This is a genomic window from Paenibacillus sp. JJ-223, from assembly GCF_927798175.1.
In the GTDB taxonomy this organism is placed as follows: domain Bacteria; phylum Bacillota; class Bacilli; order Paenibacillales; family Paenibacillaceae; genus Paenibacillus; species Paenibacillus hubeiensis.
On the sequence record NZ_CAKMMP010000010.1, the window covers coordinates 163,677 to 187,241 of the forward strand.

At 41.2% G+C, this 23,565-nt stretch carries 28 protein-coding genes and 1 pseudogene; 27 read left to right on the forward strand and 2 right to left on the reverse strand.

From position 1 onward, the window contains the following. Positions 1-2: 2 nt before the first annotated feature. Positions 3-791, reverse strand: a complete 789-nt coding sequence (locus L6H98_RS18390; RefSeq protein ID WP_236417269.1) for a MerR family transcriptional regulator — start codon at positions 789-791, stop codon at positions 3-5. Positions 792-1,905: 1,114 nt separating this feature from the next. On the opposite strand from L6H98_RS18390, the gene L6H98_RS18395 reads away from it, so the two are divergent. The 21 genes and pseudogenes from L6H98_RS18395 to L6H98_RS18495 all read left to right on the forward strand — a co-directional run. Further along, complete coding sequence (locus tag L6H98_RS18395; protein ID WP_236417270.1) at positions 1,906-2,340, forward strand: ParB N-terminal domain-containing protein; 435 nt, start codon at positions 1,906-1,908, stop codon at positions 2,338-2,340. A gap of 31 nt (positions 2,341-2,371) precedes the next feature. Next, entirely contained in the window at positions 2,372-3,151 is a 780-nt protein-coding gene (locus tag L6H98_RS18400) for a phosphotransferase (protein ID WP_236417273.1), read from the forward strand. Between the two features lie 42 nt (positions 3,152-3,193). Then, positions 3,194-4,189, forward strand: a complete 996-nt coding sequence (locus L6H98_RS18405) for a serine hydrolase domain-containing protein (protein ID WP_236417274.1) — start codon at positions 3,194-3,196, stop codon at positions 4,187-4,189. A gap of 103 nt (positions 4,190-4,292) precedes the next feature. After that, positions 4,293-5,039 carry a class I SAM-dependent methyltransferase gene (locus tag L6H98_RS18410; protein ID WP_236417275.1) on the forward strand — a complete coding sequence of 249 codons (747 nt, stop codon included), beginning with the start codon at positions 4,293-4,295 and terminating at the stop codon, positions 5,037-5,039. A gap of 118 nt (positions 5,040-5,157) precedes the next feature. Further along, positions 5,158-5,622, forward strand: coding sequence for a GNAT family protein (locus L6H98_RS18415; protein WP_236417276.1), 465 nt, complete (start codon positions 5,158-5,160; stop codon positions 5,620-5,622). Positions 5,623-5,697: 75 nt separating this feature from the next. Beyond that, on the forward strand, positions 5,698-6,225 hold the full coding sequence (locus L6H98_RS18420) for an AAA family ATPase (RefSeq protein WP_236417277.1): 528 nt from the start codon (positions 5,698-5,700) through the stop codon (positions 6,223-6,225). Between the two features lie 236 nt (positions 6,226-6,461). After that, positions 6,462-6,905 carry a GNAT family N-acetyltransferase gene (locus L6H98_RS18425; protein WP_236417278.1) on the forward strand — a complete coding sequence of 148 codons (444 nt, stop codon included), beginning with the start codon at positions 6,462-6,464 and terminating at the stop codon, positions 6,903-6,905. Between the two features lie 393 nt (positions 6,906-7,298). Beyond that, on the forward strand, positions 7,299-7,772 hold the full coding sequence (locus tag L6H98_RS18430; protein ID WP_236417279.1) for a hypothetical protein: 474 nt from the start codon (positions 7,299-7,301) through the stop codon (positions 7,770-7,772). Positions 7,773-7,972: 200 nt separating this feature from the next. Continuing rightward, complete coding sequence (locus L6H98_RS18435; protein WP_236417280.1) at positions 7,973-8,455, forward strand: NUDIX hydrolase; 483 nt, start codon at positions 7,973-7,975, stop codon at positions 8,453-8,455. 25 nt (positions 8,456-8,480) lie between these two features. Continuing rightward, positions 8,481-9,176 (forward strand): polyprenyl diphosphate synthase, encoded by a 696-nt coding sequence (gene uppS, locus L6H98_RS18440; RefSeq protein WP_236417282.1) that lies wholly within the window; start codon positions 8,481-8,483, stop codon positions 9,174-9,176. A gap of 21 nt (positions 9,177-9,197) precedes the next feature. Next, the gene (locus L6H98_RS18445) at positions 9,198-9,932 is read left to right on the forward strand and encodes a class I SAM-dependent methyltransferase (protein WP_236417283.1); all 735 of its coding nucleotides are present in this window, start codon (positions 9,198-9,200) and stop codon (positions 9,930-9,932) included. A 33-nt stretch (positions 9,933-9,965) separates the two neighbouring features. Next, positions 9,966-10,463 carry a GNAT family N-acetyltransferase gene (locus L6H98_RS18450; RefSeq protein ID WP_236417284.1) on the forward strand — a complete coding sequence of 166 codons (498 nt, stop codon included), beginning with the start codon at positions 9,966-9,968 and terminating at the stop codon, positions 10,461-10,463. Between the two features lie 23 nt (positions 10,464-10,486). Further along, on the forward strand, positions 10,487-11,551 hold the full coding sequence (locus tag L6H98_RS18455) for a CHAP domain-containing protein (RefSeq protein WP_236417428.1): 1,065 nt from the start codon (positions 10,487-10,489) through the stop codon (positions 11,549-11,551). Between the two features lie 92 nt (positions 11,552-11,643). After that, positions 11,644-13,149 carry an amidase family protein gene (locus L6H98_RS18460; RefSeq protein ID WP_236417285.1) on the forward strand — a complete coding sequence of 502 codons (1,506 nt, stop codon included), beginning with the start codon at positions 11,644-11,646 and terminating at the stop codon, positions 13,147-13,149. A 96-nt stretch (positions 13,150-13,245) separates the two neighbouring features. Next, positions 13,246-13,731, forward strand: coding sequence for an NUDIX hydrolase (locus L6H98_RS18465; protein WP_236417286.1), 486 nt, complete (start codon positions 13,246-13,248; stop codon positions 13,729-13,731). A gap of 87 nt (positions 13,732-13,818) precedes the next feature. Beyond that, positions 13,819-14,826: a phosphotransferase gene (locus tag L6H98_RS18470; RefSeq protein ID WP_236417287.1), complete on the forward strand. Its 1,008-nt coding sequence runs from the start codon at positions 13,819-13,821 to the stop codon at positions 14,824-14,826. 47 nt (positions 14,827-14,873) lie between these two features. Further along, positions 14,874-15,338: an NUDIX domain-containing protein gene (locus tag L6H98_RS18475; RefSeq protein ID WP_236417288.1), complete on the forward strand. Its 465-nt coding sequence runs from the start codon at positions 14,874-14,876 to the stop codon at positions 15,336-15,338. Between the two features lie 441 nt (positions 15,339-15,779). Then, positions 15,780-16,616 (forward strand): alpha/beta hydrolase, encoded by an 837-nt coding sequence (locus tag L6H98_RS18480; protein ID WP_236417289.1) that lies wholly within the window; start codon positions 15,780-15,782, stop codon positions 16,614-16,616. 109 nt (positions 16,617-16,725) lie between these two features. Beyond that, a complete protein-coding gene (locus L6H98_RS18485; RefSeq protein WP_236417290.1) occupies positions 16,726-17,301 on the forward strand; it encodes a DinB family protein in 576 nt (191 codons plus the stop codon). 249 nt (positions 17,302-17,550) lie between these two features. After that, positions 17,551-17,946 (forward strand): VOC family protein, encoded by a 396-nt coding sequence (locus tag L6H98_RS18490; protein ID WP_236417292.1) that lies wholly within the window; start codon positions 17,551-17,553, stop codon positions 17,944-17,946. A gap of 43 nt (positions 17,947-17,989) precedes the next feature. After that, a pseudogene (locus L6H98_RS18495) lies at positions 17,990-18,205 on the forward strand (GNAT family N-acetyltransferase); the annotation flags it as partial. A 58-nt stretch (positions 18,206-18,263) separates the two neighbouring features. On the opposite strand, the gene L6H98_RS18500 reads toward L6H98_RS18495, so the two are convergent. Further along, positions 18,264-18,797: an HXXEE domain-containing protein gene (locus L6H98_RS18500; RefSeq protein WP_236417295.1), complete on the reverse strand. Its 534-nt coding sequence runs from the start codon at positions 18,795-18,797 to the stop codon at positions 18,264-18,266. A gap of 96 nt (positions 18,798-18,893) precedes the next feature. On the opposite strand from L6H98_RS18500, the gene L6H98_RS18505 reads away from it, so the two are divergent. The 6 genes from L6H98_RS18505 to L6H98_RS18530 all read left to right on the forward strand — a co-directional run bounded on the left by L6H98_RS18505 (position 18,894) and on the right by L6H98_RS18530 (position 23,541). Then, positions 18,894-19,439: a hypothetical protein gene (locus L6H98_RS18505; protein WP_236417296.1), complete on the forward strand. Its 546-nt coding sequence runs from the start codon at positions 18,894-18,896 to the stop codon at positions 19,437-19,439. Between the two features lie 47 nt (positions 19,440-19,486). Continuing rightward, positions 19,487-20,119 (forward strand): bis(5'-nucleosyl)-tetraphosphatase (symmetrical) YqeK, encoded by a 633-nt coding sequence (yqeK, locus tag L6H98_RS18510; protein WP_236417297.1) that lies wholly within the window; start codon positions 19,487-19,489, stop codon positions 20,117-20,119. Positions 20,120-20,156: 37 nt separating this feature from the next. Beyond that, positions 20,157-20,486, forward strand: a complete 330-nt coding sequence (locus L6H98_RS18515; RefSeq protein WP_236417298.1) for a hypothetical protein — start codon at positions 20,157-20,159, stop codon at positions 20,484-20,486. A 305-nt stretch (positions 20,487-20,791) separates the two neighbouring features. Further along, positions 20,792-22,009, forward strand: coding sequence for a glycoside hydrolase family 5 protein (locus L6H98_RS18520; protein ID WP_236417299.1), 1,218 nt, complete (start codon positions 20,792-20,794; stop codon positions 22,007-22,009). 179 nt (positions 22,010-22,188) lie between these two features. Beyond that, complete coding sequence (locus tag L6H98_RS18525) at positions 22,189-22,716, forward strand: GrpB family protein (protein ID WP_236417300.1); 528 nt, start codon at positions 22,189-22,191, stop codon at positions 22,714-22,716. 288 nt (positions 22,717-23,004) lie between these two features. Then, positions 23,005-23,541: a histidine phosphatase family protein gene (locus tag L6H98_RS18530; protein ID WP_236417301.1), complete on the forward strand. Its 537-nt coding sequence runs from the start codon at positions 23,005-23,007 to the stop codon at positions 23,539-23,541. Positions 23,542-23,565 lie beyond the last annotated feature (24 nt).

The following is a 23,565-nucleotide window of genomic DNA, read 5'->3' on the forward strand; positions in this document are numbered from 1 at the left end:
CATCACTCCTCTTTCTGCGCTTCCTTCTGCCCATCGATTCCATGAAGGCCGAATTTGCTCGCATAGTGTGCCAACGCCTCATCCAGCCAAGCGCTCTCCCGTTCGTTAAATGGCATATCCACCAACTGGTTCAAACATTCATGCTCCTCCTCTGGAATATGGGCAAAGTTTGCAATCGCCTTGTCATCAAGAAAACCGAGTATCCGCTGCACATAGAAACCTAGCATTTCCTCGGCTTCCAAAGCATCCGGCTCTCCTGCCGCTAAACGCTTAACAGCTTCGGCAAAAGCAAGCATTTCCCGATCCAATTCAGCTACGGCATCTTGGGAGATATCGAACAAGGCAGTTGCCGTTTGCTCTGACAGATGCTCAGCCACCCAACTGCGCTGTTTGTCCTCCCTTAGCATGTTACGTATCAGCAGAAACATCATGTTATGCTCCAGTTCACCTTCACGCTGCAGGATGGTTAGCAGCCGTTCGAGGATCTCCAGCGACTTGTCAAGTTCAGCGCGGGCGGCTTGCAGGGCTTGCTGCTGCATATTCAGTGTTTCGACCAAACTCATCTCCGATTCGCGATGATTAAATTTGCGAATACGTTCCAAAGAAAAACCGAGCGATTTCAATCCAATGATTTTCTGCAAGGTGATCAAATCAGCCGTACCATAGATTCGATGCCCGTTTTCCTGACGACGTGGGCACAGCAGCCCCACCTCTTCATAATAATGAAGCGTCCGTATCGGAATGCCGCTCAATTCGGCAAATTTTCCGATGGAATAATGTGTACTGCCCATCGTCATCTCCTCCTCATGCCTCCATTATATAACCTCCAGTAACTGTAGGAGCAAGCAGAACAAATCACATAAAAATGATTACAGGAACAATGAAATTTTTGATTTCGCGAATCAATACCGTATAGATATCAACAGGCACTTGCTGCGCCAGAAAGGCGAAATTCATCTGCTTGGCGCTGCCCTGATAGAAACAAAGTGTTAGCGGTGAAAGGTTTTTGGCCTTGCAATCGAGAATAAAAGAAGCAGATCCTTCAAAATTGAGTTGATGTTTGGCTTGACTCGGCTTCTCTGCGTTTCCAGCTTGTTTTGACGACGAGGAATGTTCAAAGCTTCAGCCAGATGTTCGATGGGGTTGAATTTCTCATATTGAGCTTGCAAATCCCAGGCGAACCATTGGACTTACTGGAAAACTACTCGAAATACATACATGGAGACAAGAATAAAAATTACTTTGAAAGCAACACGAAAAAGTGGGTGGCATCTTCTAACATCGAATTCAACGGAAACAATAAGAACGTCTAACTTGTATTGCACTTAACGTATCGAGACTCGTGAATGCAGAAACGTTATTAAAAGATCAGCGTAATGTCTGAAAAAACAAACTTGCTTGAATGAAAAAACAATTTGAGAGGTACCATGAAATTAATAAAACTGAAGGGCAGTAAAACTGAGGAAGATATCAGAATACAATTAATTGGATCGCATGAATCGCTATTCAATAACGAAATAAGATCAGGATTACTTTCTGTGATAAAGAGGTTTTTTCCGCAAATGAAAACCGCTAGATAATACCTATCTAAAAGGGCTCAGAAAAAATCCTCAGATTACATTAGCGATTGCACTTGAACTTGCAAATATGGATCTTAAAGAAATGACTAATTGCAAAATGGATAATGGTAGATCATTCGTGGAAGACACTGACATCCTGTAACACGATATCTAGGCCGCGGATTCTGTCCTTGCTTCGCATTTAGGTGTATGCGGAGAGTTCGCTTTTTTTGAATTTGAAAAGCTTCTCGGTTTCGTGAATAACGTTATCCGAAATGTTGAACTGGACATTTACACGATAAAAATCACTGGTTCAACTTCTATAATGAGATATGAGGTGCTGACTATGTCTATATTTACTTTAACGGCTGCAATGAAGTACGCTGCAAACGATGATATTGAAACATGGATACATCACTTTCTGAATGGTGAAGGAGAGAACGTTGGATTATCGAATGGACTTAAGTTAAAAACAAGGTATTGGCTCGGACCAGTCGAAATCGAGACAAGTTATCTTAGCAGAGTTGTTGGGCCAGAATCACATATGGAGTATGTAGAGGATGAGAATTGGTGGAATCATACCATAAATCAAATTTGCGAGCGATTAGAGGCTGGATGGGATATGCCTCCGTTAATTGCTGAAAATCGAAATGGATCTTTTAGTGTACGAGACGGTAATCACCGACTTGGCGCACTGCAAAAGTTAAATAAAGAAAAGTGTCATGTAATTATATGGGACGATCATAGCGTAGATCACATATTAAAGGCTATGCCTCGTTGAAAGGATGCGAAGTACAAGAAAGGAGGAAACGATGAAAATTCAGGACATCCCCATTGAGATCATAGACCAAATCGGAGAAGTACGGGGAATTACTTTTCCCAGGCAAGGTCATACCTCTATCGTTGCTATTTTAGATACACCCGATCAAAAGTACATCATCAAGAAGACAGAAAACGACCTATACAATGAATGGTTATCCAAAGAATATAACGTGCTTCAATATCTTTGTGATACGGGGCTGCCTATTCCGAAAGCGTATTCTTTCTGTGCCGAAAACCAATCAAGATGGCTTCTGATGGATTATATGGATGGAATAAGTTTGAGGGAATTTCTAGCTCGAGAGCCCGATCTCAAAGAAAAGGAAAAAGCCATCTTCAACTTTGGACGTTGTTTAAAGAAAATACATGAAAGTGCTTGCCCTATTGAGTTGTTGAAGAAGGATCGTTCTTGGTTAGATTCAATGCTACTCCAAGCAGAATATAACCTAACCCACTTTGCTGTAGATGGATCAGAAGAACTGCTTAAACGGTTGAAAGAAGATAAACCAAAACCGATCGAGAACACGTTGATTCATGGCGATTTTACAATAGATAATGTATTAGTGAATGAATGCAATATCGTTGGAGTTATTGACTGGTCAGGAGCTGCGTTCGGAGATCCAAGATATGATGTCGCTTTAGCAATAAGACCGAAACATAATGCTTTTGAGAATGAACGAGATCAAGAAATATTTTTTGACGCATATGGAACGTTGAGAATAACGGATGAAGAATATGATTACTTCGAGAACGGAATATATAACTTCTTTTAGTGCCGCTTCAAAACCGAAAATACGAAGAAGGTGAAGATTGAATTGTTTAACCTTAAAACCTCCCAAAGCGACTCGTTCAAAGAACTAAATAAGTATGTTTCGGACGTAAAGCAGTTCATATCCGCTACCGCTGCTGCAACGTATATTATTCATAATGATCGGATCGTGAATGAATGGTATGCAGGAACACATGACAAGGCTACAGATAGCCGATTCGTTGATACCAAATCACGCTTCAATGTCGCTTCCGTCCGGAAGACTTTTTTAGGGTTTGCTGTTAGTCTTGCACTCGTTGAAGGTAAGATCAAAAGCATAGATGACCTTGTTGTTGATTATTTAAATGACTTCGACAGAGGAGTATTAAACGATACAACCATAAGGCATTTGTTAACCCATACCCATGGACTGGATAGCCTGCATCATAGGCGGTTTCTCCAAGGAGCAGATTGGAAATACAATAATGTCGGTGTGAATTTGCTTATTGAGCTTATCCGGAAATTATATAAGATGCCTTTGGCACGATTGCTTGAGGACCGCGTATTTTCGCCTTTGGGATTTAACCAAACCGGATGGAGCAAGAAACAGAATGACAAATTAGTATGGCTTAACGAGTCCTACACAGACGATCTGGGGAATGAAGCTAACTTGTTTATGAGTGCGAGAGAATTGGCCTTTTGGGGTTATTTGCATTTAAATAAGGGAGCCATAGAGGGGAAGCAGCTATTTCCTAAAGAAATATTTGAGCAAGTTACGACGATCATTACTCCTCCCGGTTTAGAGCGAAAATTACCGAGAAATGGATTTTTCTGGTTTGTGCAAGATGAGCCGCGTTCTTTAACGGAATTAGGTGATAAACTTCCATATGGTTCTTTTCAATCTTTGGGTGCTACCGGATGTGCATGCCTTGTCATTCCCCAGTATAGAACCGTGGCGGTCAGAATGTATAATCAGAACGGGCCAAATCCGTCAGGATATGATTATCTGGAGGATATAAAAACATTTGGGAACTTGGTTTATGAGTGTGTAGAGAAACTATGAATCGTTAAAAGGGGCCAAAAGACGGGAAGCATTGAGGTTCCAACCGTCACTAATGACAGACCAGTGAGCAGCGATCAACATTTATTTTAGAGGAGATGATCTATTGAACAAATATCGTGTGCATGAAACCAACAGATCGTATTGGAACACAAAAGGAAATGACTTTTTGGAAGCCATCGTGCTTCCTTTATATAGAGCATTTGTGTCGGAAGAAAAACACCAGCTTTTTGGCGATGTTTCAGGAAAAAAGCTGTTAGAGATCGGCTGTGGGAACGGTCAATCCTTGCAATATCATGGGGAACGCCAAGCAAAAGAACTTTGGGGTTTGGACATGTCGGACAAGCAGATCGAAAAGGCAAAACAGCGTATGACGGAGAGCGGTCTTTCAGCAACATTGATCTGTTCTCCCATGGAAGAAGAATGCGGCATTCCGTTAGCCTATTTTGATGTTGTTTATTCGATTTATGCCATAGGCTGGACAACCGACCTTGAAGGCACTTTTCGGCGGATCGCTTCATATTTAAAAAAAGACGGCGTATTTATTTTCAGTTGGTCCCATCCTATACACAAATGTATTGTTGAAGAAAATGAACGGTTTACGTTTAACAAGTGTTATTTCGATGAATCTTGGTATTCGGTATCTCCTGATTTTTGTCAAGGCGACCTTACCTTATCCGACCGCAAACTATCTACCTATATCAATGCGTTGGCTAAAGCAGGGTTTGTTATTGAACAGATGATTGAAGAAACCGACAATGAAATAGCAGAGCTGCGCGATGAAAATAATGATTTGGTAAAAAGAGCGAAGATGTTCCCTGTAACCTTTGTGGTCAAAGCAAGAAAACTTTAAAGCATCATCGATCGTTCCAACAATGGAACTCGAGGCAATATAACCGAAAAGCCAAGATGTACAAATGAAGGAACAGGCTGCTTAAAAAATATAGTTGCTCAAGGCTGGAGGGAGTATTATGACACATTACATTGATAAAATGAATGTAGAATTTGCTAATGAAGTATTAAGGTGGAAGTATGAACAACCATATGATTTTTATGATAATGAACCTTCGCAAGAAGCGTTAGTTGAAATGCTCAACGAAACTTATTCTGTAGTTTTAGATAACAAAAATGAATTGATTGGTTTTATATGCACGGGTGGTTCAGCTCAAATTGAAAATGATACGTACGTATACTCCGAAGATTTTATAGATATTGGAATAGGAATGAAGCCAGAATTAACTGGTAGGGGGCATGGGACTCCGTTTTTCACATCTGTACTCAACTACATAAATAAAATGTTCGGGAAGAGTCCCTATAGACTAACTGTAGCAGAATTTAACCAGAGAGCGATTCGTCTCTATGAGAAATTTGGATTTATCAAAGAGGATACGTTTGTTAAGGGAGAAAGCAAGTTCATTGTCATGATTAAGAAATAAAGCAAAAGAAGATTTAAGTCTATGGCGGTACGAGAAACGCCCATATATTGCAGTATTTTTCAAGGAGAATACAACATGTCAAAAACAGTTTATATCATTTCTGGTCCAGCTGGGGTGGGGAAATCGACGACCTCAAAGAAACTGGTTGAACAATTGGAGCGCAGTTCATATATTTCTGGGGATGACATTAGTCACCTGCCCGTAAACGGGAGAGGCAAACCTTGGCTATGTGAAGAAACGCATAAGTTGACTTGGAGAAATATATTAAGTTTAGCGAAAAATCTGATTGAGTTTGATTACAATGTTGTTATAGATTATGTGACGTTTCCATCTGAGGCTAACTGGTTAGCGAATGAACTGGGGAGTATGGATGTGAGGATCGTTTATGTTGTGTTTATGGTTGATCCTGCAACCCTTGTTATAAGGGACCGGTCAAGAGATCCATTATTTCAAATGGGAGAACGAAGCGTAATTCTATTGAATGAATTTAAAGAAGCGTTAAAAGACGAAAGACATATCTTAAATACGGAGCAATATTCTGTTGACCAGATTGACGCAGTAGTTGCAGAGATATTAAATAATAATCGATTTTTGATAAGCTAAATTTGAAGAGGCTGAGGCCATTGAAAACATCTGACTAGGTAGAAACATAATTCGAGTGGAATAGAGAAGTCAACCTTGAAATATGTCCATTATAATGATCGATAACTTGAAAGGAGCGATGTGGTATGAACAATACACATTCGAGTAATGCCAATAGTGGTTTAAGAGGTGTTTTGATCTAACACAGAGGAATGTTCAAGTAGTTCCTCTGTGAACACGTTGAGGAGGAATTGAACATGACAATAAGTTTGAAGCCTGTGTCGGTCGATAACTGGTATAGCTGCACCCAATTAGAAGTAAGAGAAGATCAAAAGGAAGTATTCCCGGCCCCGATCGTATATTGGATTGCTGAATCGAAGTATGTCACTGAATTTCAACCGATGGCGATCTATTGTAATGAGAATATTATCGGTTTTATCGTTTATTGTACGATTCCGGATGAGGATGGGGACTATTGGATTCCGGCGCTAATGATTGACCAGAAGCATCAGGGGAAAGGGTACGGAAGAGAAGCGATGAAGCAACTGCTAACCTTAATGAAAGAAACCTTGGACTGCCAAAGAATCATGATTGGGCACAGACCGGAAAACACGGTTGCAGGCGCTTTATATGAATCATTAGGATTCAAACGAATAAGTCGAGAACTGATCGATGGTGAAGTGGTCCGTCTTTTGATCTGAACGTGTTGATTGAACCAGGTCACGATTCATAAAGCGAATGAGCCGATCATCCAAACGTGGCTGCTGTATAAATGGATAAACAAAGTGATTGGAAGGGAAAAGTGAATTCGTCACAGGAGTGTTACAACAATAGCCTGAAATCTAAAACTGAATCAAAAGAAAGTCGAGGCAAGAAGATAGAGTGCTTGTACGGTATTGTAAACGAAGGTAAAATATAGATATCCTATCCAAAGGTAGCGAACCGACACCGATCGGAAGATGGTACAGTGCTCGTAGTACCTAGTGAATTTATTACTGCGGTTTATATCATTGTACTAACCAAGTGTTAACGCACTTGGTTTTTCATTAAGACAGATTGTCAAGCTCCAACGTTAGATGTAAGGGAGGGGGGGGTTGAAACCGTGTATTGTTATCATTGTCTTTTTAATTTTTCTCGGATGTCAGTCAATAAAGCCGGTTCAAACTACAGCATCGAGTACAGTAGGTGCTTTGTCTAGTACGACTCTGGATGATTATTCCGGAACGCTTTCGATCCCACAAAAAGTTAAGGTCAACGAGGAATTCACGATCAAGGCTGAACTTAAAACTGAATTAGAGCAAAAAGTGACGATTTCGAGTAAGCAGCAAATGTTCGTCTACGTGATTAAAGATCGTAATGGGAAACAGATTAATTCCTATGCGATTACGGACAAAGGAAAGAATCGAGAAGTTTCTGGTAAGGTTGTTATTTCGGAAAACTACAAGTATAAGATTAAGCAGCCTGGTATATACGAAATCTCGGCAATAGCAGAATTTACAGTCATTAAAGACGGAAAGAGTCAAAATTTTAAAATTGAAACCGATTCTAAGCAAGTAGAAATAGAATAATAAACACGAACCCATGCGGTACTTCTTATGGTCCGTCTTTCTTATTCCGAGCGGCGGCACCAGCATATATAGTATACCCGGCAAGCGAGTTGGGCTTCTTCTGCCTGATCGCCTTCGGTTGAAGCTGCTCGCTCTAACTCTCGGCAAATGGTCGAAGAATGTTGAGTCATTTTGATGATCCGAATGAATGGGGGATAACGATGCCATTTCCAGTACATATCGTGGCAGCAGCAGGTTTTGTTGAAAATAAGCACGGTGAAGTTCTGCTAGTGAAAGATCGGCGGAGTGGGTGGGTCTTTCCTGGTGGACAGGTGGAGGCCGGCGAAAACCTCATCGATGGGTTAATCAGAGAAGTAAAAGAAGAAAGTGGAGTAGATGTTGCTGTATCATACTTGATTGGTGTATATTCCAACACTGCGACGTATGAAGGGCATAGCGGAGTGGGAATGGTGCCTACCAAAGTATTGTTCGATTTTGTATGTGAACCTGTGGGCGGTGAACTAACAACATCCGAAGAAACATCTGAATGTCGTTGGGTTAGAAAGGATGAAGCGCTTGAGATGATATCGGCTCCGGCGATTCGTACGCGGTATCAAGCGTATCTTGATTTTGAAGGCAGCATCCATTATGCGGAGTATATCACCAAACCTGAATTTGAATTAAAGATGAATCGCAAAATATAGCAAGATGAGAGTTGGAGGGTTACCCATGAACATAGAAGATAAGGGACTTGAGCATATCGCAATCATGATGGATGGCAATGGACGTTGGGCGACGAAACGAGGATTACCTCGAACAGCTGGTCACTATGCCGGTATGGAAACGATGAGGAAAATAATCCGTGATTGTCATGCGATAGGATTAGAATATGTCACGTTGTATGCGTTCTCATCCGAGAACTGGAAACGGCCCAAAGATGAAGTTGAGTATCTTCTGAGTTTGCCGATGAAATTCCTGAATGAAACCACATTAATGGAATTTGATCGGAACCATATCAGGATCAGATTCATCGGAGATCTGTCAGGGTTCTCAAAGGATTTGGTCCATTCATTTGACAATATTGAAGAACGAACAAAAAATAATACGGGCATGACCGTAAGCTTCGCCATAAATTATGGTGGGAGAAATGAAATATTACATGCAATGAAACGACTCATTTCGGATGGGATCGATCCTGAATTAATAACGGCAGAGGTTATCGAAAATTATTTATACACTCAAGGGATGCCTGCTCCGGAACTGATTATAAGAACGAGTGGAGAACAAAGGCTAAGCAATTTCCTGTTATGGCAATCATCCGTTGCAGAGCTTTGGTTTACCAAGACATTATGGCCTGATTTTACAAAGGAACATTTATTCGATGCGATCAATGAATATCACAAGCGGAAATCACATGTCAGCTAAACCATGGGGGATTATCAATAGATGAGTTATTATGGAGAATTGTGCACCAGAATGTATGAAAGTGACAAATCATTAGCCGAAGGAAAAGAACTGGAGTTTTATCTTTCTTTTGTCCATCGAAAAGATATGCGCGTACTAGAGCCCATGTGTGGAAATGGCCGTTTGTTAATTCCTTTTATGCAGCAGGGGATTGATATCGAAGGATTCGATATTTCTGATGATATGTTGAAGGTGTGCAGAGAGAAGGGCAAGCAGTTGAATCTTGAACCTCGTGTATATAACCGTGGAATTGAAGATTTTATAAGCCCTAACACATTTGATTTGATCGTCATTCCGTTTGGATCATTCTCCTTACTACCAGAGGAACTGGTGAATATGAGTCTACACAATTTGAAAAAAGCTCTAACCGATCAAGGGAAACTCCTTGTTACGATTATGTTGAAGGATAAAGAGGTACATGAACTCCCCGAATGGACGGAATCAGGAAAGGTACATTTCGAGCATGAATCGATTGTGTTGTACAAGAAAACGCAATATCTCAGAGATCGATCCATATTATTTACCGAACTAAAGTATCAACTGCAAAACGATGATCAAATCATAAAGACGGAGATGATGGAATTTCCACTTAAGCTTTATTCGATCACAGAATTTGAAGGTATACTCCAGGACAATGATTTTGAACATATTCGGTTACATGAAGTGAAGGATGGGTATGGGCAAGGGACTTGTTTTCACGTTTTTGAGTGCAGTTAACCAAAATACGAAATCACGAAAGAAGGATGCCATATGATTGCCATTCGCTTGGTTTCCATGAAGGATATTCCGCATATTCAGTCCATTGCTCATGAAACATGGATGTACACATATGGAAGTATATATACCAAAGAGTACATTGATACGTTCCTAAGTAGAGCTTATTCTACCGAGAATTTAAGTCGATCTGTAGAGAGAACACTTCAAAGTGAGAAACGGGATTTTTTGATCGCAGAATGGAATGACGCAGTCGTCGGATATGCTCACACCCGTCAAGTAAACGAGGAAGAGGTTGAATTACTACGAATTTACGTACGGCCTGAGTTTCATAAAATGGGGGTAGGTAAAGCTTTCATCCAAGAATATATTCACGTTTTAAAGCCAATGAAGAAATTGTTTGCGTGGGTAGGAAAAGACAATTCTATAGGCAGGGCATTTTATGAGAAACGCGGGTTCGTCCAAACGGAAGAAATGGTAGAGACCACTGGAGGGCAGGAAAAAACACAAATTAAATATGAACTGAAACTGTAGAGGGGGAGAACGTCTTGGATGCAGTGGGGAACCATAGGAAGCTTGAAAGCATTCGTATACTTGTTCAAGAAATGGTCCTATCCATGGATAGCGCCATCCAACGTCAGGAGGCTTGTGTTCAGCTATATGGAGTATCCCATTTTTCAGCACTGCTTGCCCTGAGAAGAGGACAACATCAAGAGATGGCGGCCATCATCGGCCTTCTTCACGATTATTACTTTTACAAAACTGGAATTCAAGAGATTCCTGGTCCTAATAGTGCGGAAACGGTGAGACCATTGTTACGGGATTTACATATCTTTAGTCAAGCTGAACAAACGACAATATTGCAAGCCATTTTTAATAGAGATGACCGAGAGCGGGTTCATGAACCTTACGATGAAATACTTAAGGATGCTTATGTGCTGCAGTCTTATTTTCACAACAGAAACGTTGTTTTAAAGCAGCAGGACGCTGATCGAGTTCAACATGTTTTTCATGAATTGGCACTTCCCGGAGAGTGTCCGATAGAGATGCTGAACCCGAAGAAATTAGCTGTAAAGACCATAGATAAACGCAGCAAGTTAGCCGATATCGCTGAAGAGCTGGGTCGAGACCGATTTATCGGAGTGCCAGGAGAACCACGGTATCGGGAAATCTGCAAATACTGGCCGGATCAAAACATCCATCATGTGTTGCAGAGCAATTGGTGTGCAGCGTTTGTGTATCATTGTTGTATGCAGGCAGGGTTTATACTGCCGATTCGATACCCCAATGGAAATCATCGGCTTGCCGGGGTAGGGGCGTTGTTAGAATGGGCTCAACTTCCTGAACACGGATTCTTTTATGCGGATATGCAAAATGATTTTACACCTCAACGAGGCGATATCGTGGTATATGAGAAATTACTAACCAATAACTCTCATGATCATACAGGGATTGTTCTGGCATGCAACGACAAAGAAATTTTGGTGGCAGAGGGGAACACGAATAATCAGAATTACTCCAGCGTGCTGTACAGAGATCGGTGGAGTAGTATCCTGGGCTATATCCGAATCGACAACAACTATCAATACCGTTTCGAGGGTGATTACAATCCAATTCTGTAAGGGTGTGTTTTTGAAATGAATAGGGTGGCGTGGTGGATAAGAATCTGTAGTTTGGATTATGGGTTGGGACTTTGTGTTACTGAGGTGTTTTTATGAATAATACGTTTAATATAGAGAACATGGAACTAGATGATATGCATATTATGGATTTACAACATGCGATGGAAACAGGGCAGATCACTTCAAGGCAATTAGTATTTTATTATTTGTCTCGTATAGCCATGCTTGATCAGGATGGGCCTTACATTAATGCCGTAATGGAAATTAATCCGGATGCAATCTTCATTGCGGAAGCGCTGGATGTGGAACGTAAACAGAAGGGAAGCAGAGGCATGCTGCACGGCATTCCCATTCTAGTGAAGGACAACATTGAGACTGGAGATAAGATGCGTACTACTGCGGGGGCCCTTGCATTAGAGCATAACGTAGCTACTAAGGATGCTTTCTTGATTAAGTTGTTGCGAGAAGCTGGGGCAGTGATTTTGGGCAAAACGAATATGACCGAATTGGCTAACGGTGTTTCCTCTTCTATGTGGGCAGGGTACAGTTCTAACGGTGGTCAGGTTGCTCATCCTTATGGGGATTTTTTTGCCGGTGGCTCCAGTACGGGGTCAGCGGCAGCGGTCGCCATGAACTTTGCAGCTGCTGCGATCGGTACAGAAACTTCTGCCTCGATTCTTAGTCCGGCAACACAGATGTCTATCGTTGGATTAAAGCCAACCGTTGGATTAATTAGCCGTTCAGGAATTATTCCATTTTCATATTCGCAAGATACCGCAGGTCCGATGGCAAAAACGGTATCCGATGCAGCCATTTTACTTGATGTACTTGTAGGTCGAGATGAAGACGATCCTTCAACCTTGAGAAATGAAAATGATTTTTCAGAGCAAAAATATACTTCATTTCTTGATGAATCAGGATTATATGGAGCAAGAATTGGGGTCTTTAGTGAAGTACCTGATGATGTATTGAATTCTGGGGAATATGATGAATCACTTTTCAAACAAGTCATATCTGTACTGACACAGGCTGGAGCCGAAGTCGTTGAACCTATTGACATCCCTGCGTTTCATGGACCGTGGTCTTGGAATAAAGTCAATTCTGAATTCAAACATGGAATGGATAACTATCTGAAAAGTAGCTCGTTTCAAACTGGAATTCACTCCTTATCCGATCTAATTCAATGGAATGAAGATCATGCCGAAGAAGCTCTGAAATATGGTCAGGATTTATTGATATATAGAGACAGCTTGAAAAATCCTTTGAAAAATAAAGATTACATCCTGGAATCCATCACAGATCTGTATCGTTCCCAGGATCAAGGTATAGATTATGCGATTAATCTTTATCAATTAGATGCGATTATGTTCCCTTCATATATCGGAGCAGATATTTGTGCCAGAGCAGGATATCCATCCATAGCTATTCCGTCAGGGTATATGGATAACGGTCGACCATTTGGTATAACTTTTGCGGGAAAAGCATTCAGCGAGTCCACGTTAATTCGCATCGGTTACGCTTTCGAACAACGAACCAAGCATCGTAAAAAACCGAATGGTTATAACAAACTAATTTTACAGACTGATCGGTGTACCTGAAGGGAGTATACGGTGGCTTCGTTGGTGCTTGCGGGATGGCAGATTCCATCGAGATTGTTGTAGAAAACTATAAAATCAATAAAGGGTTGATCTCTGATGTTCTATGTAAATGCAAGAGCTTTTGTAGAGCGAAAGAATAATGAAGGAATCGAGATCGTTATACAAAGAAGGACTAAGGCAAATGCTGCGTATAAGTTCGAACTTCCCGGGGGGAGGGTGGAACCTTTTGAATCGCTGCTCCAAGCATTGATCAGAGAAGTTAAGGAAGAAACAGGATTGGATGTATATGAAATAGAAGGAGCTAACACTCGGATTGATACGATCGGCATAAATCCTGTATTTGAGGTGGAGTGTCTTCAACCTTATGCAGCGTATCAAACCATTAAGGGACCGATTGATTCCGTCGGTTATTATTTTAGATGCAAGGCCACCGGAGATTTGCTGGAAGCTGGTGACGAAACCGCAGATATTCAGTGGATGGCTATCAAGGAACTTAATGATTTATTTACCCGGAATCCATTGGATTTTTCGGATGTTGATCGTGCTGGAGTGAAGTATTATTTGAAGGACCACGGGTTTTGATTTGTACGTAACTTTACATTTAAGCTTGATTCGGGCGTGTTCTACAGGAGCTTGGTCAGCGGGACGAACTTCCAGGGGGACGAAACAATGAATCTTCAATACAATATACAATTTGAGAAAATGTGTCATACGTTACAGCTGGGTGAGATGCTTAAAACACCTGAAGCTATTTCGGGCGGTTTATTACATAGGATGTTTTCTTTGGAGACCTCTAAAGGGAGATATGCTGTAAAAGCATTAAACCCACAAATCATGGCGAGGCCAACTGCCTATGAAAACTATATTCGGTCAGAAAAAATCGCAAGCCTTGCATCAAATTATATACCTGCTCAACCTGCAAAGGTGTTTAATGGTCATGGACTGCAAAACATAGACAATCAGTTTTATCTGGTTTTTGACTGGATCGAGGGTTACAGTCTTAAATCACAGGAGATTACTACAACCCATTGTACGCAAGTGGGCTCTATTCTTGCTAAACTTCATGAGATCAATTTCTCTCAGATCGAGAATAGCAACAACAATACGAATAACACAAAAGACACAGACTGGCAATTCTATTTAAGTAAGGGGAAAGAACTCGATTCTTCATGGGTAAACCTGTTAGCCGCTATTATTGACGAATTGTTTTTGTGGACTGATCGAGCGAATCATGCCCTCCAATTATTGGCGGGAGAACGTATATTGAGTCATAGAGACCTGGATCCAAAAAACGTAATGTGGAGTAAAGGCAGCCCCATATTCATTGATTGGGAATCAGCCGGAGTTATACATCCAAAACATGATTTAATGGAGACCGCTATTTATTGGTCAACGGGGGATTCGGGAGAAATAGATCAAGAAAAATTTAATGCTTTTGTCACGGCATACCAAGAGCACTACGGCGTTGTAACTGCAAATTGGAGGATAGTTCTGGAACTTGGTTATTTAAGTAAACTCGATTGGTTGGAGTATAGTCTTAAACGATCATTATGGATTGAATGTGCAGACGCAAAAGAACAAGAAATGGGCACAAAACAAATCGTAGCTACAAGTCATGCACTGAAACAATATGAAGAGATGATCTCCATATTAGAGACGTGGTTGAACAACGGATAATATCAAATACTTTCGTGAAATCCAAATCGCATGGAAGGACTGAGACCATGACTAGACGTATTGTTGTAACTGGAGGAGCGATCATTCGAGATGAATTTGGAAGAATATTATTGCAGAAGAGATCGGATTATGGAGATTGGGGATTGCCTGGTGGCGGGATGGAACCTGGTGAATCCATAGAAGAAACGATGCTAAGGGAAGTGATGGAAGAGACAGGTCTTGAAGTCAAACAATATCATTTGAATTCCATATATTCAGGCCCTCGTATGAAATATACATACCCGGATGGAAATGAAGTTGTTTTTGTCATGTTTTTGTTTAATGTTGAGGCGGAATTGAAAGGGAAATTATTAGATGACGGAAAAACGGTGAATTTCAAAGATCAAAATAATGAGTCGTTACACCTTGTGTTCAAGGGACTCGATGAGATTGATTTGGACTCGATTAATGCCGTGCAAAAGCCGGTGTTTGTGGATTTGATAACAAATAACAATAAGTTATTAAAAACATAATGTTGTAATGATACACAGAATTCACTATATAAACGCAAAAACATACAAACACACGTTAACGGAGAGGCAGAACCAATCTGGAGAAGCAAAGCGGTCGCGTTTATCACCGGATTTTCCCGCTAGAAAAGGGGAACCAAAAAATCTGGGGATAACAGCGATCGGAAGATGGTACTGCACTCGTAGTGGCCTTGTGTGATTGATTAGTGCGGTTTATATAGATTTATGTAAAATGTGGTTTTAAGGAAGAAGGCAGATTCAGAGAAAAGATTTATAAACACGGGAAGTACTGGGATAGCGTTTGCATGAGTCTATTAAAAAGTGAATATACATCTTCTTAAGATAACCTTCCAAAAGAACATGGCATCTGCGTTACTTAAAAATGTTCATGAAAGGATCATAACGATGGAGAGATATAAGAGCTCGTCCGGAAGAAAATTAATTATGGATTCCTATAACATGCTGCTGCATTCATGGGAAACGGATTTCGTAGAAAAGGTGATCGAGACGACCTATGGATCGACGCACGTGATCATTGCCGGTGACCGTTCGAATCCACCGTTGATGCTATTTCATGGGACAGCAGATAATTCGGCCATGATGTGGATATACAATATTAAGGATTTAGCTAAGGCGTTTTATGTGATTGCGGTAGATGCTATAGGGGGATCTGGCAAAAGCGAACCTAATGATGAATATTTCAGAGCATTCAATCAAATCACTTGGATGGACGACATTGTGACAGCTTTGAACATCCATACCATAAATATTTGCGGAGTTTCATATGGTGCCTATTTATCTTATAACTACACATTGAAGAGACCTGATAAGGTAAATAAGGCAGTCTGTCTTGCAGGTAGAATTCCAAGCAATTCATTTGAAGTGATTTATAAAATGATGGCCGCTTTTTTGCCAGAGGCATTATTTCCGACGGAAAAAAACTGTGAAAAGCTGCTGAATAAATTGAGCGGGCCTCATCGTTCGCCATTTCAAGACAATGAACTTCTGATGAAGCACTGGTACTACTTGTTAAAGTATTTTAACAATAAATCGATGATGCAGCACAAAATAGAAATACATACGGATCAGGAGGTATCCGAATTAAGGAACAAGGTATTGTTCCTCATTGGTGAATACGATCGATTATCCAATTATCCGAAAGCTATAAAGAAACTCGAGAACAATAAAATGAATTACAAAATCATTCCTGATGCAGGACATGCAATAAATCATGAGCAAGCCGATCTGATCAATAAGGAGATTATTGACTTTCTAAATTGATGGGGCTTCATCTAGCTGTTTGTAGCTCATGGTGCAATCATGAGCTTTTTTATTTATTTCCCTTGGTGCCGTTTCTTCAAAACCCAAACTCAAAAAGAAGGTGAAAAATATGAGTATAAGTAAAACGATTACATACATCGATTTTGAACTGTCCAACACATTAAATGAATACCAGCCTTGGTTTGGGCTGAACACCGAAGTGCTTTGTTTTAAACCTAAAGAGGGGTGGAGCATCGGACAGATTTTGGAGCATGTTACATTAACCAACCACTACTTGTTGATATTAATCAGGAAAGGGAAGAGAAAGGCGATTGATTTGGCCGGAAAGAAAGATTTACAAACACTGTTAGAAACATATTCATTTAATTTGTATGAGTTAGATGCAATTGCTAAACATAACTCATTTGATTGGATTAGACCCGAGCATATGGAGCCGACGGGAGATAAAGATCTCGGAGAAATAAGAGTACTCCTTGAGGAACAAATAAAAGAGTGTAGAGACATACTGTTCGAAATGAACAAGGGCGAAGGAATACTTTACAAGACGACGATGACGGTAAATAACTTAGGGAAGATTGATGTGTATCAATATATTTATTTTCTGTGCCAACATGCCAAAAGACATATCACCCAAATGCAGAAAGTTCTGAATGAGTATAATGAAATTAATCCATTAGGACTATGAATACGTATAAATAGAGAACGTGGTTATTCGCATCAACATCGTGGAACTTGAAAGAGCAGTAAAAAGAGATAAAATCGAAAGCTGCGTTTCCTGCAACTAAACGTAGTATTTAAGCGTTAGGAAAATAGGGATTAAACGATTGGATTATCTAATCAACCGGACATTTCGCGAGGAGCTCTTTTGAACAAATAAAGATATGCTGTGATCGAGGATCGTATTTTTCAATAAAACGCAAATCGGAGGTATTCCATGGAAAACGGAAAAATCTTGGGTATTGCTTACAATGTGATCCCTGTTGAAGACTTGGAAGCATCCGCAGCCTGGTTTGTTAAGCATTTCGGATTCAATATCAGAAATCAAAGGGAAGGATATTTAAGCCTTTTCAGGGAGAACCGACCTATTTTGGATCTGATCCAAAGCGAACATAAGTCAAGAGCCGTATTCGAAGTGCGAAATCAAAGAAGATGGGTGATTACCTTTTTCACGGACGATATTGCATCGTTACATAACTATTTAAAATCAGAAGATGTTAAAGTCGGGAACATAAGTGATGAAGGAAAGTATGGGAAGTTTTTTGTGATGGAAGATTTGGACGGCAATTTGTTCGATGTTTGGGAGCACCATGATTGTGAACTGATTTTTTAACGAGAAAAATAAAGGATTTGGTTTTGTTCACGAACATGTTCCTGAAATTGGCATGGCCTTGCTAAAAGAATATCGCGGCAACGGAATAGGTACCTCCTTAATGAATGAACTATTTAAAGAAGCTAAGCAAAGAGGAATCCGACGCTTATCCCTGAGTGTGGACCCAGGGAATATACCAGCCGTGAAATTATACGAGCGGTTCGGATTCAAAGAAGTGGGGAAGGTGGGTACATCCATCACGATGGTGGTTGAATTGTGATCAAATCATCAGTTTGAGAGATAAAAGCAGAGTTTTTGAAAAATGTATGTACACGTAATCAATCAGGAATAACTTTTTTGCCAATGATATGTCCCAACATGACTATGGGGATCAGGATCAGGCCAACAGCCAGACTTTGTATAAATGACCACCAGGTGAGCATGTTCAATTCTGCTAAACGGTAGAATAAATAAACGGAATAGGGAAGAGTTACGAAAACGGCTGTCACTACTCCAGGGGTGTACATTCGCAAGTAGATGCTTTGAAATAGATGAGTGAACACATGGATGAAGAGAACAGCATTAAAACCGATGAATAACAACAAAGAATGATGCTCCGCAGCTATCCACGTTACCGGAATGAACATAATGAATTCCAAAGCAACCGCCACGGCAAATTGAGCAGAGGTGATATGCTGAAAGGAATCGAAACGCCGTCTAAGCGGCTTGGGCAGCGCTGAACGAACCAACCCATGGTTTCGTTTCATCCATTTCTCTACAACAATAATTTCTTCGAAATCATGAATCATAAATGCAGCGAAAAACAGCCAAATCAGCGAATTCAGGCTGATCTGTTCATTAAACCAGTCCATAGCTTCCTCCTGTGATTTTTTAGTATGTTGTTTTAAGTGAGCTTCCCATTTCCTTATTGACAGGTGTGGGTCGAATAAAAAAATGGGGAGAGAAGGATGAAAAAACGAAATTTCTTATTCATGCTAATTGTCTCGAGTTCGTTGTTACTTACAAGTTGCAATGATGCTAACAATACGATTGCTACGCAGGGTGAACATACAAAAACAGTCGATATGGAGCATGCCAACGAACCATCCGAATCCATGTTTAGGATCGAAATGCAATCCCCTCCAACGATTACAGCCGGGGAAACCTTTGAGGTAAAGGGATATTTGGTCAATCAAAGCGAGACTGCTTGGGATATTTTCCATGGTGCGGATATGTTTACTTATACCATTTACGATGATGAAGGTAAATCCCTGCCAAACCATGAGGGGATGATTGCAGTAAATGATATAGGTTTGGGGACCACGCTCCAGCCCAATAGCAAATATAATTACGACGGTGAACAGCATGTTAGTTCCAAATTATATCAATTGTCGGTAGACCAACCCGGAAAATATAAGATCGTCGGTCAGGCAGAATTCTACATTACTTATGACAATAAATCGCATCGATTTCAAATTAAATCTGAACCACTGGAGGTAAATGTAGATCCATAAATCAAGTGAAGTGAATGGTGTTGGAATTCAACTCGGAAAGGTGATGAATGATGCATCAGGTCCTCGAAACATACTCATCGAATGTGCTACTGTCGGGAAATGTACGAAACGACATTCAAGCCTTTTTTTCAGCTCATCATGATCTTGAAACTTTAAATCATACGTTAATAGTGGCAACCCAGGCAAGGCACATCGCAGAACTTTATGGTGCAGATCCGTGGAAGGCAGAACAAGCAGGTCTGCTGCATGACATCAGTAACGTGGTCCCTGTAAGCGAGATGTTAAATGTAGCCAAGGTACTATCGATCGATATCATGGACGAAGAGTATACCTATGATCGAATTGTACATCAAAAATTGTCCAAAGCTATGGCCAAAGAAATTTTTTATATCACCGACAGTGAGATCTTGGACGCCATAGAATGTCATACCACATTCAGGCCTGAAGCAAGCCTTATGGATAAAGTTCTTTTCGTTTCAGACAAAATCTCTTGGGAGCTGCCAGGAAATCATGCGTATTTGCATGAAATCCGAAAGAAGGTTGAAGACGAGCAGCGATTGGATGAAGGGATACTGATCTATCTTAATTACATTTGGGAGCAGCGTTCCAAACTTAAATTGGTACATCCTTGGCTAATCCAGGCGAGAGAAGAATTATTGCAAAAGGGACTTTGTATCTAACAATGTTGTTCCTGTAACGATGTGGGGAGTGAGTGAAATGTCTCTTTGTTTTTACGATAACATAGAAATCAGCGATGAATCGATCGTCAGCATTGATCGGGTGTATGGTCTGGATTTTGGGCAATTTGACGATGAGATGTGGGACAAGTTGTCTGAGATCTATTCCATGCTGCCTGCGCAAATCCAAGTTGACGGCGTTGGACAACCTGCCTGGTTTGGAGAAGAAGACAAACATTACGAATACCTGTGGGCGTCTGTGGAGCCTTCAGGTCTGCAGGTTGTCGGACGATTGAATTCCGCAGATTGGTACGAGTGGGAAAAGACGTTTCATGAGGGAATCATCGCTTTTCCATTTTTCGCGATTTAACGATGAAGACTCGTGTAATATAAAGGCGTTTTCTCACTAAATATGCACGAATAAAAAGAAATATAGTACCTTAATTTCCAATTATATGTTATTCTGAGAAAAGGATGCGCTTTCATCCAAGCGTAGACTTGCTAGTAGGTTTCTCTATCGCTTTTTCTAGCACCGGCAGCTTGGGAATGGCAGCAACGTATACGATGCAGAAAGGAGGGCATCCGGACTTTGATTGCAGTATGGTCAACGAAGTGTGTTCAAGGTAATCGTTCTGCGTGTGGAAGAATCATCATTAAATAAGCGGAGGTTTTGACATGCTGGCCAAAATGAAAAAGTGCGGAATGTACAGTCTGGCTCTTGTATTGTTGTCTACCATGTTCTTAAACGGTTGGAATGCCAAAGTATCGGCGGCAACCCCGATTACATCGGATTTCAGGTCTTTGCAGGCTTCGCAGATCATTAGCGAGATGGGTGCAGGATGGAATCTGGGAAATCAGCTTGAAGCATCATTGAACGGCACGCCAAGCGAGACGGCATGGGGCAATCCTATGGTTACTCCGGAATTGATCAAAAAAGTAAAAGCAGCGGGTTTCAAAACGATTCGGATTCCCGTTTCTTATTTGAATCATATTGGAAGCGCTCCCAACTATACGATTAATTCAGCGTGGCTGGATCGAGTGAAAACGGTCGTTGACTACGCCTACAATGAAGGTTTGTACGTCATCATCAACATTCATGGAGATGGCTACAATACCGTGCAAGGTGGATGGCTGTTGGTCAATGGAAGCAATCAAACGGCCATCAAACAAAAGTATGAGAAAGTGTGGCAACAAATTGCCAACAAGTTTATCAACTATGATGAACGGCTTATTCTGGAATCGATGAACGAAGTGTTTGACGGCAATTATGGAAATCCCAATTCCGCATACTATGCCAACCTGAATGCGTACAACCAAATCTTCGTGGATACGGTAAGGAAAACCGGAGGCAACAATAGCGCCAGATGGTTGCTCATTCCGGGTTGGAATACGAATATCGACTATACCGTTGGCAACTATGGTTTTGTTCTGCCAACGGATACAAACCGATCTTCAACGATCCCAAGCTCGGAGAAAAGAATCATGATATCGGCGCACTACTATTCCCCGTGGGACTTTGCAGGCGAGGAAAATGGAACGATTACACAATGGGGAGCCACGGCAACGAATCCTTCCAAAAAATCGACGTGGGGACAAGAAGATTACCTGAATTCACAGTTGCAATCGATGTACAATAAATTTGTCACCCAAGGATATCCTGTGGTACTCGGTGAATTTGGTTCCATTGATAAAACGGCATACGATTCGACCAATAACGTATACCGCGCAGCGTTTGCCAAAGCGGTCACGGCAACGGCCAAAAAATACGGGGCGGTGCCGGTTTATTGGGATAATGGCCACAACGGCCAACATGGATTTGCCTTGTTTAACCGATCCAACAATACCGTAACCCAACAAGGCATCATTAATGCAATCATGCAAGGAATGCAATAAGCCATTCATACGTGTGTTTGTGAACGGCGCGAACCCGCAAACGGGATTTCGCGCCGTTCATATTAATATTGACCTGATGGAAGTAAGCATTAAAAGAATATAACTTCACATGATGGAATGTTTGGGATAAGATGGATGTTGTGGAAGCAGGTTAATGTCTTCAGAAAGAGGAGATTTCCATGAAAATTCGTCTTACACCGTATGATGAGAACTGGGCCAGGATGTATGAAGAAGAAGCTCAAGTGTTAAGGGGCATTTTTGGCGACGAAATACGGACACTCGAACATTTTGGCAGTACGGCCGTTCCGGGAATGAAAGCCAAACCGGTCGTGGATATGATGTGTTTGGTGAAAGATATTCAAGTTATTGATGGATACAATGACCGTATGCATGCTCTTGGGTATGATGTTGCCGGAGAATGGGGCATTGCGGGAAGACGGTTATTTCGAAAAGGCGGGGAACAGCGGACGCATCATATTCATTTTTATCCATACGAACATCCGCAAATATTACGTCATTTGGTTTTTCGCGATTATTTGCAAGCGCATCCGGAAGAAGTTGAACGTTATACAGCGATGAAAGAAGAGCTTGCCCAACGTTACGAGGATACGAGCGACTACAGCAAGGGAAAGAAGCCGTTTGTTCAGGAGATGGAACAGAGAGCTTTGCAATGGCACAGCGAGAAAACGAAATACGGCACTCAGTAACCCTACACTAAACTCACTCGATTAGAACAAGGATGTGAGCGCATGTTGAACTATACGAATACAACGAAAGAGTTAACGGAAAGCGTGTGGCTATGCCCGGATAAGCGCGCAAGGGAGAACTATTCTGGACTACATTTATACAGAAGAAGGCGGAAGGGCTGCTAGAGGTATTGGAATGCGAGTATCAACGAAAGATTGAAACTGGTTCTCAAACGTAAACGGGCACCACTATAAATCATAGCTTTTATATCATTTTGGAATCAATGCAAAAAGAGTGGGGGTTAAACCATGATCTATGTAGTGCGGCATGGCCAAACGGACCTGAACAAACAAGGCAGACTTCAAGGACGACAAGGGCTGCCTCTAAATGATGCTGGAATGAAGCAGGCGGAATGGCTGCGGGAGCATTTAAGCCGCGTTACTTTTGACTATGTATTTTCTTCTCCACAGGATCGGGCGATTCAGACTGCAGAGATCATTACAGGCCAGAAGGCAGTGACGGATTCCAGGCTGGACGTGTTCGATTTGGGTGAGGCGGATCTATTGTTAAAGAAAGAAGTCAAGTTGGCGGGTGTAATGCCAGATCCCCGTTTTTATCAAGGGGTGGAAGAACTGAATCACTTTGTGAACAGAGTATTTGGATTCATGAAAGAGCTCGAACTTCAACGTGATACCAAGGAAGCCAATATTTTGATATCCGGTCATCGTTGCACAACAGGGTGCATGGGCGCTTATTTCATGGGCATACCGGAAGACGGCAGCTTGCTTCAATATTCATCTGGCAATGGGGATTACAAGACGTATACATTTAAATCGGGAGTGTAAGCCCGATAGATGTTCTGAAATGGT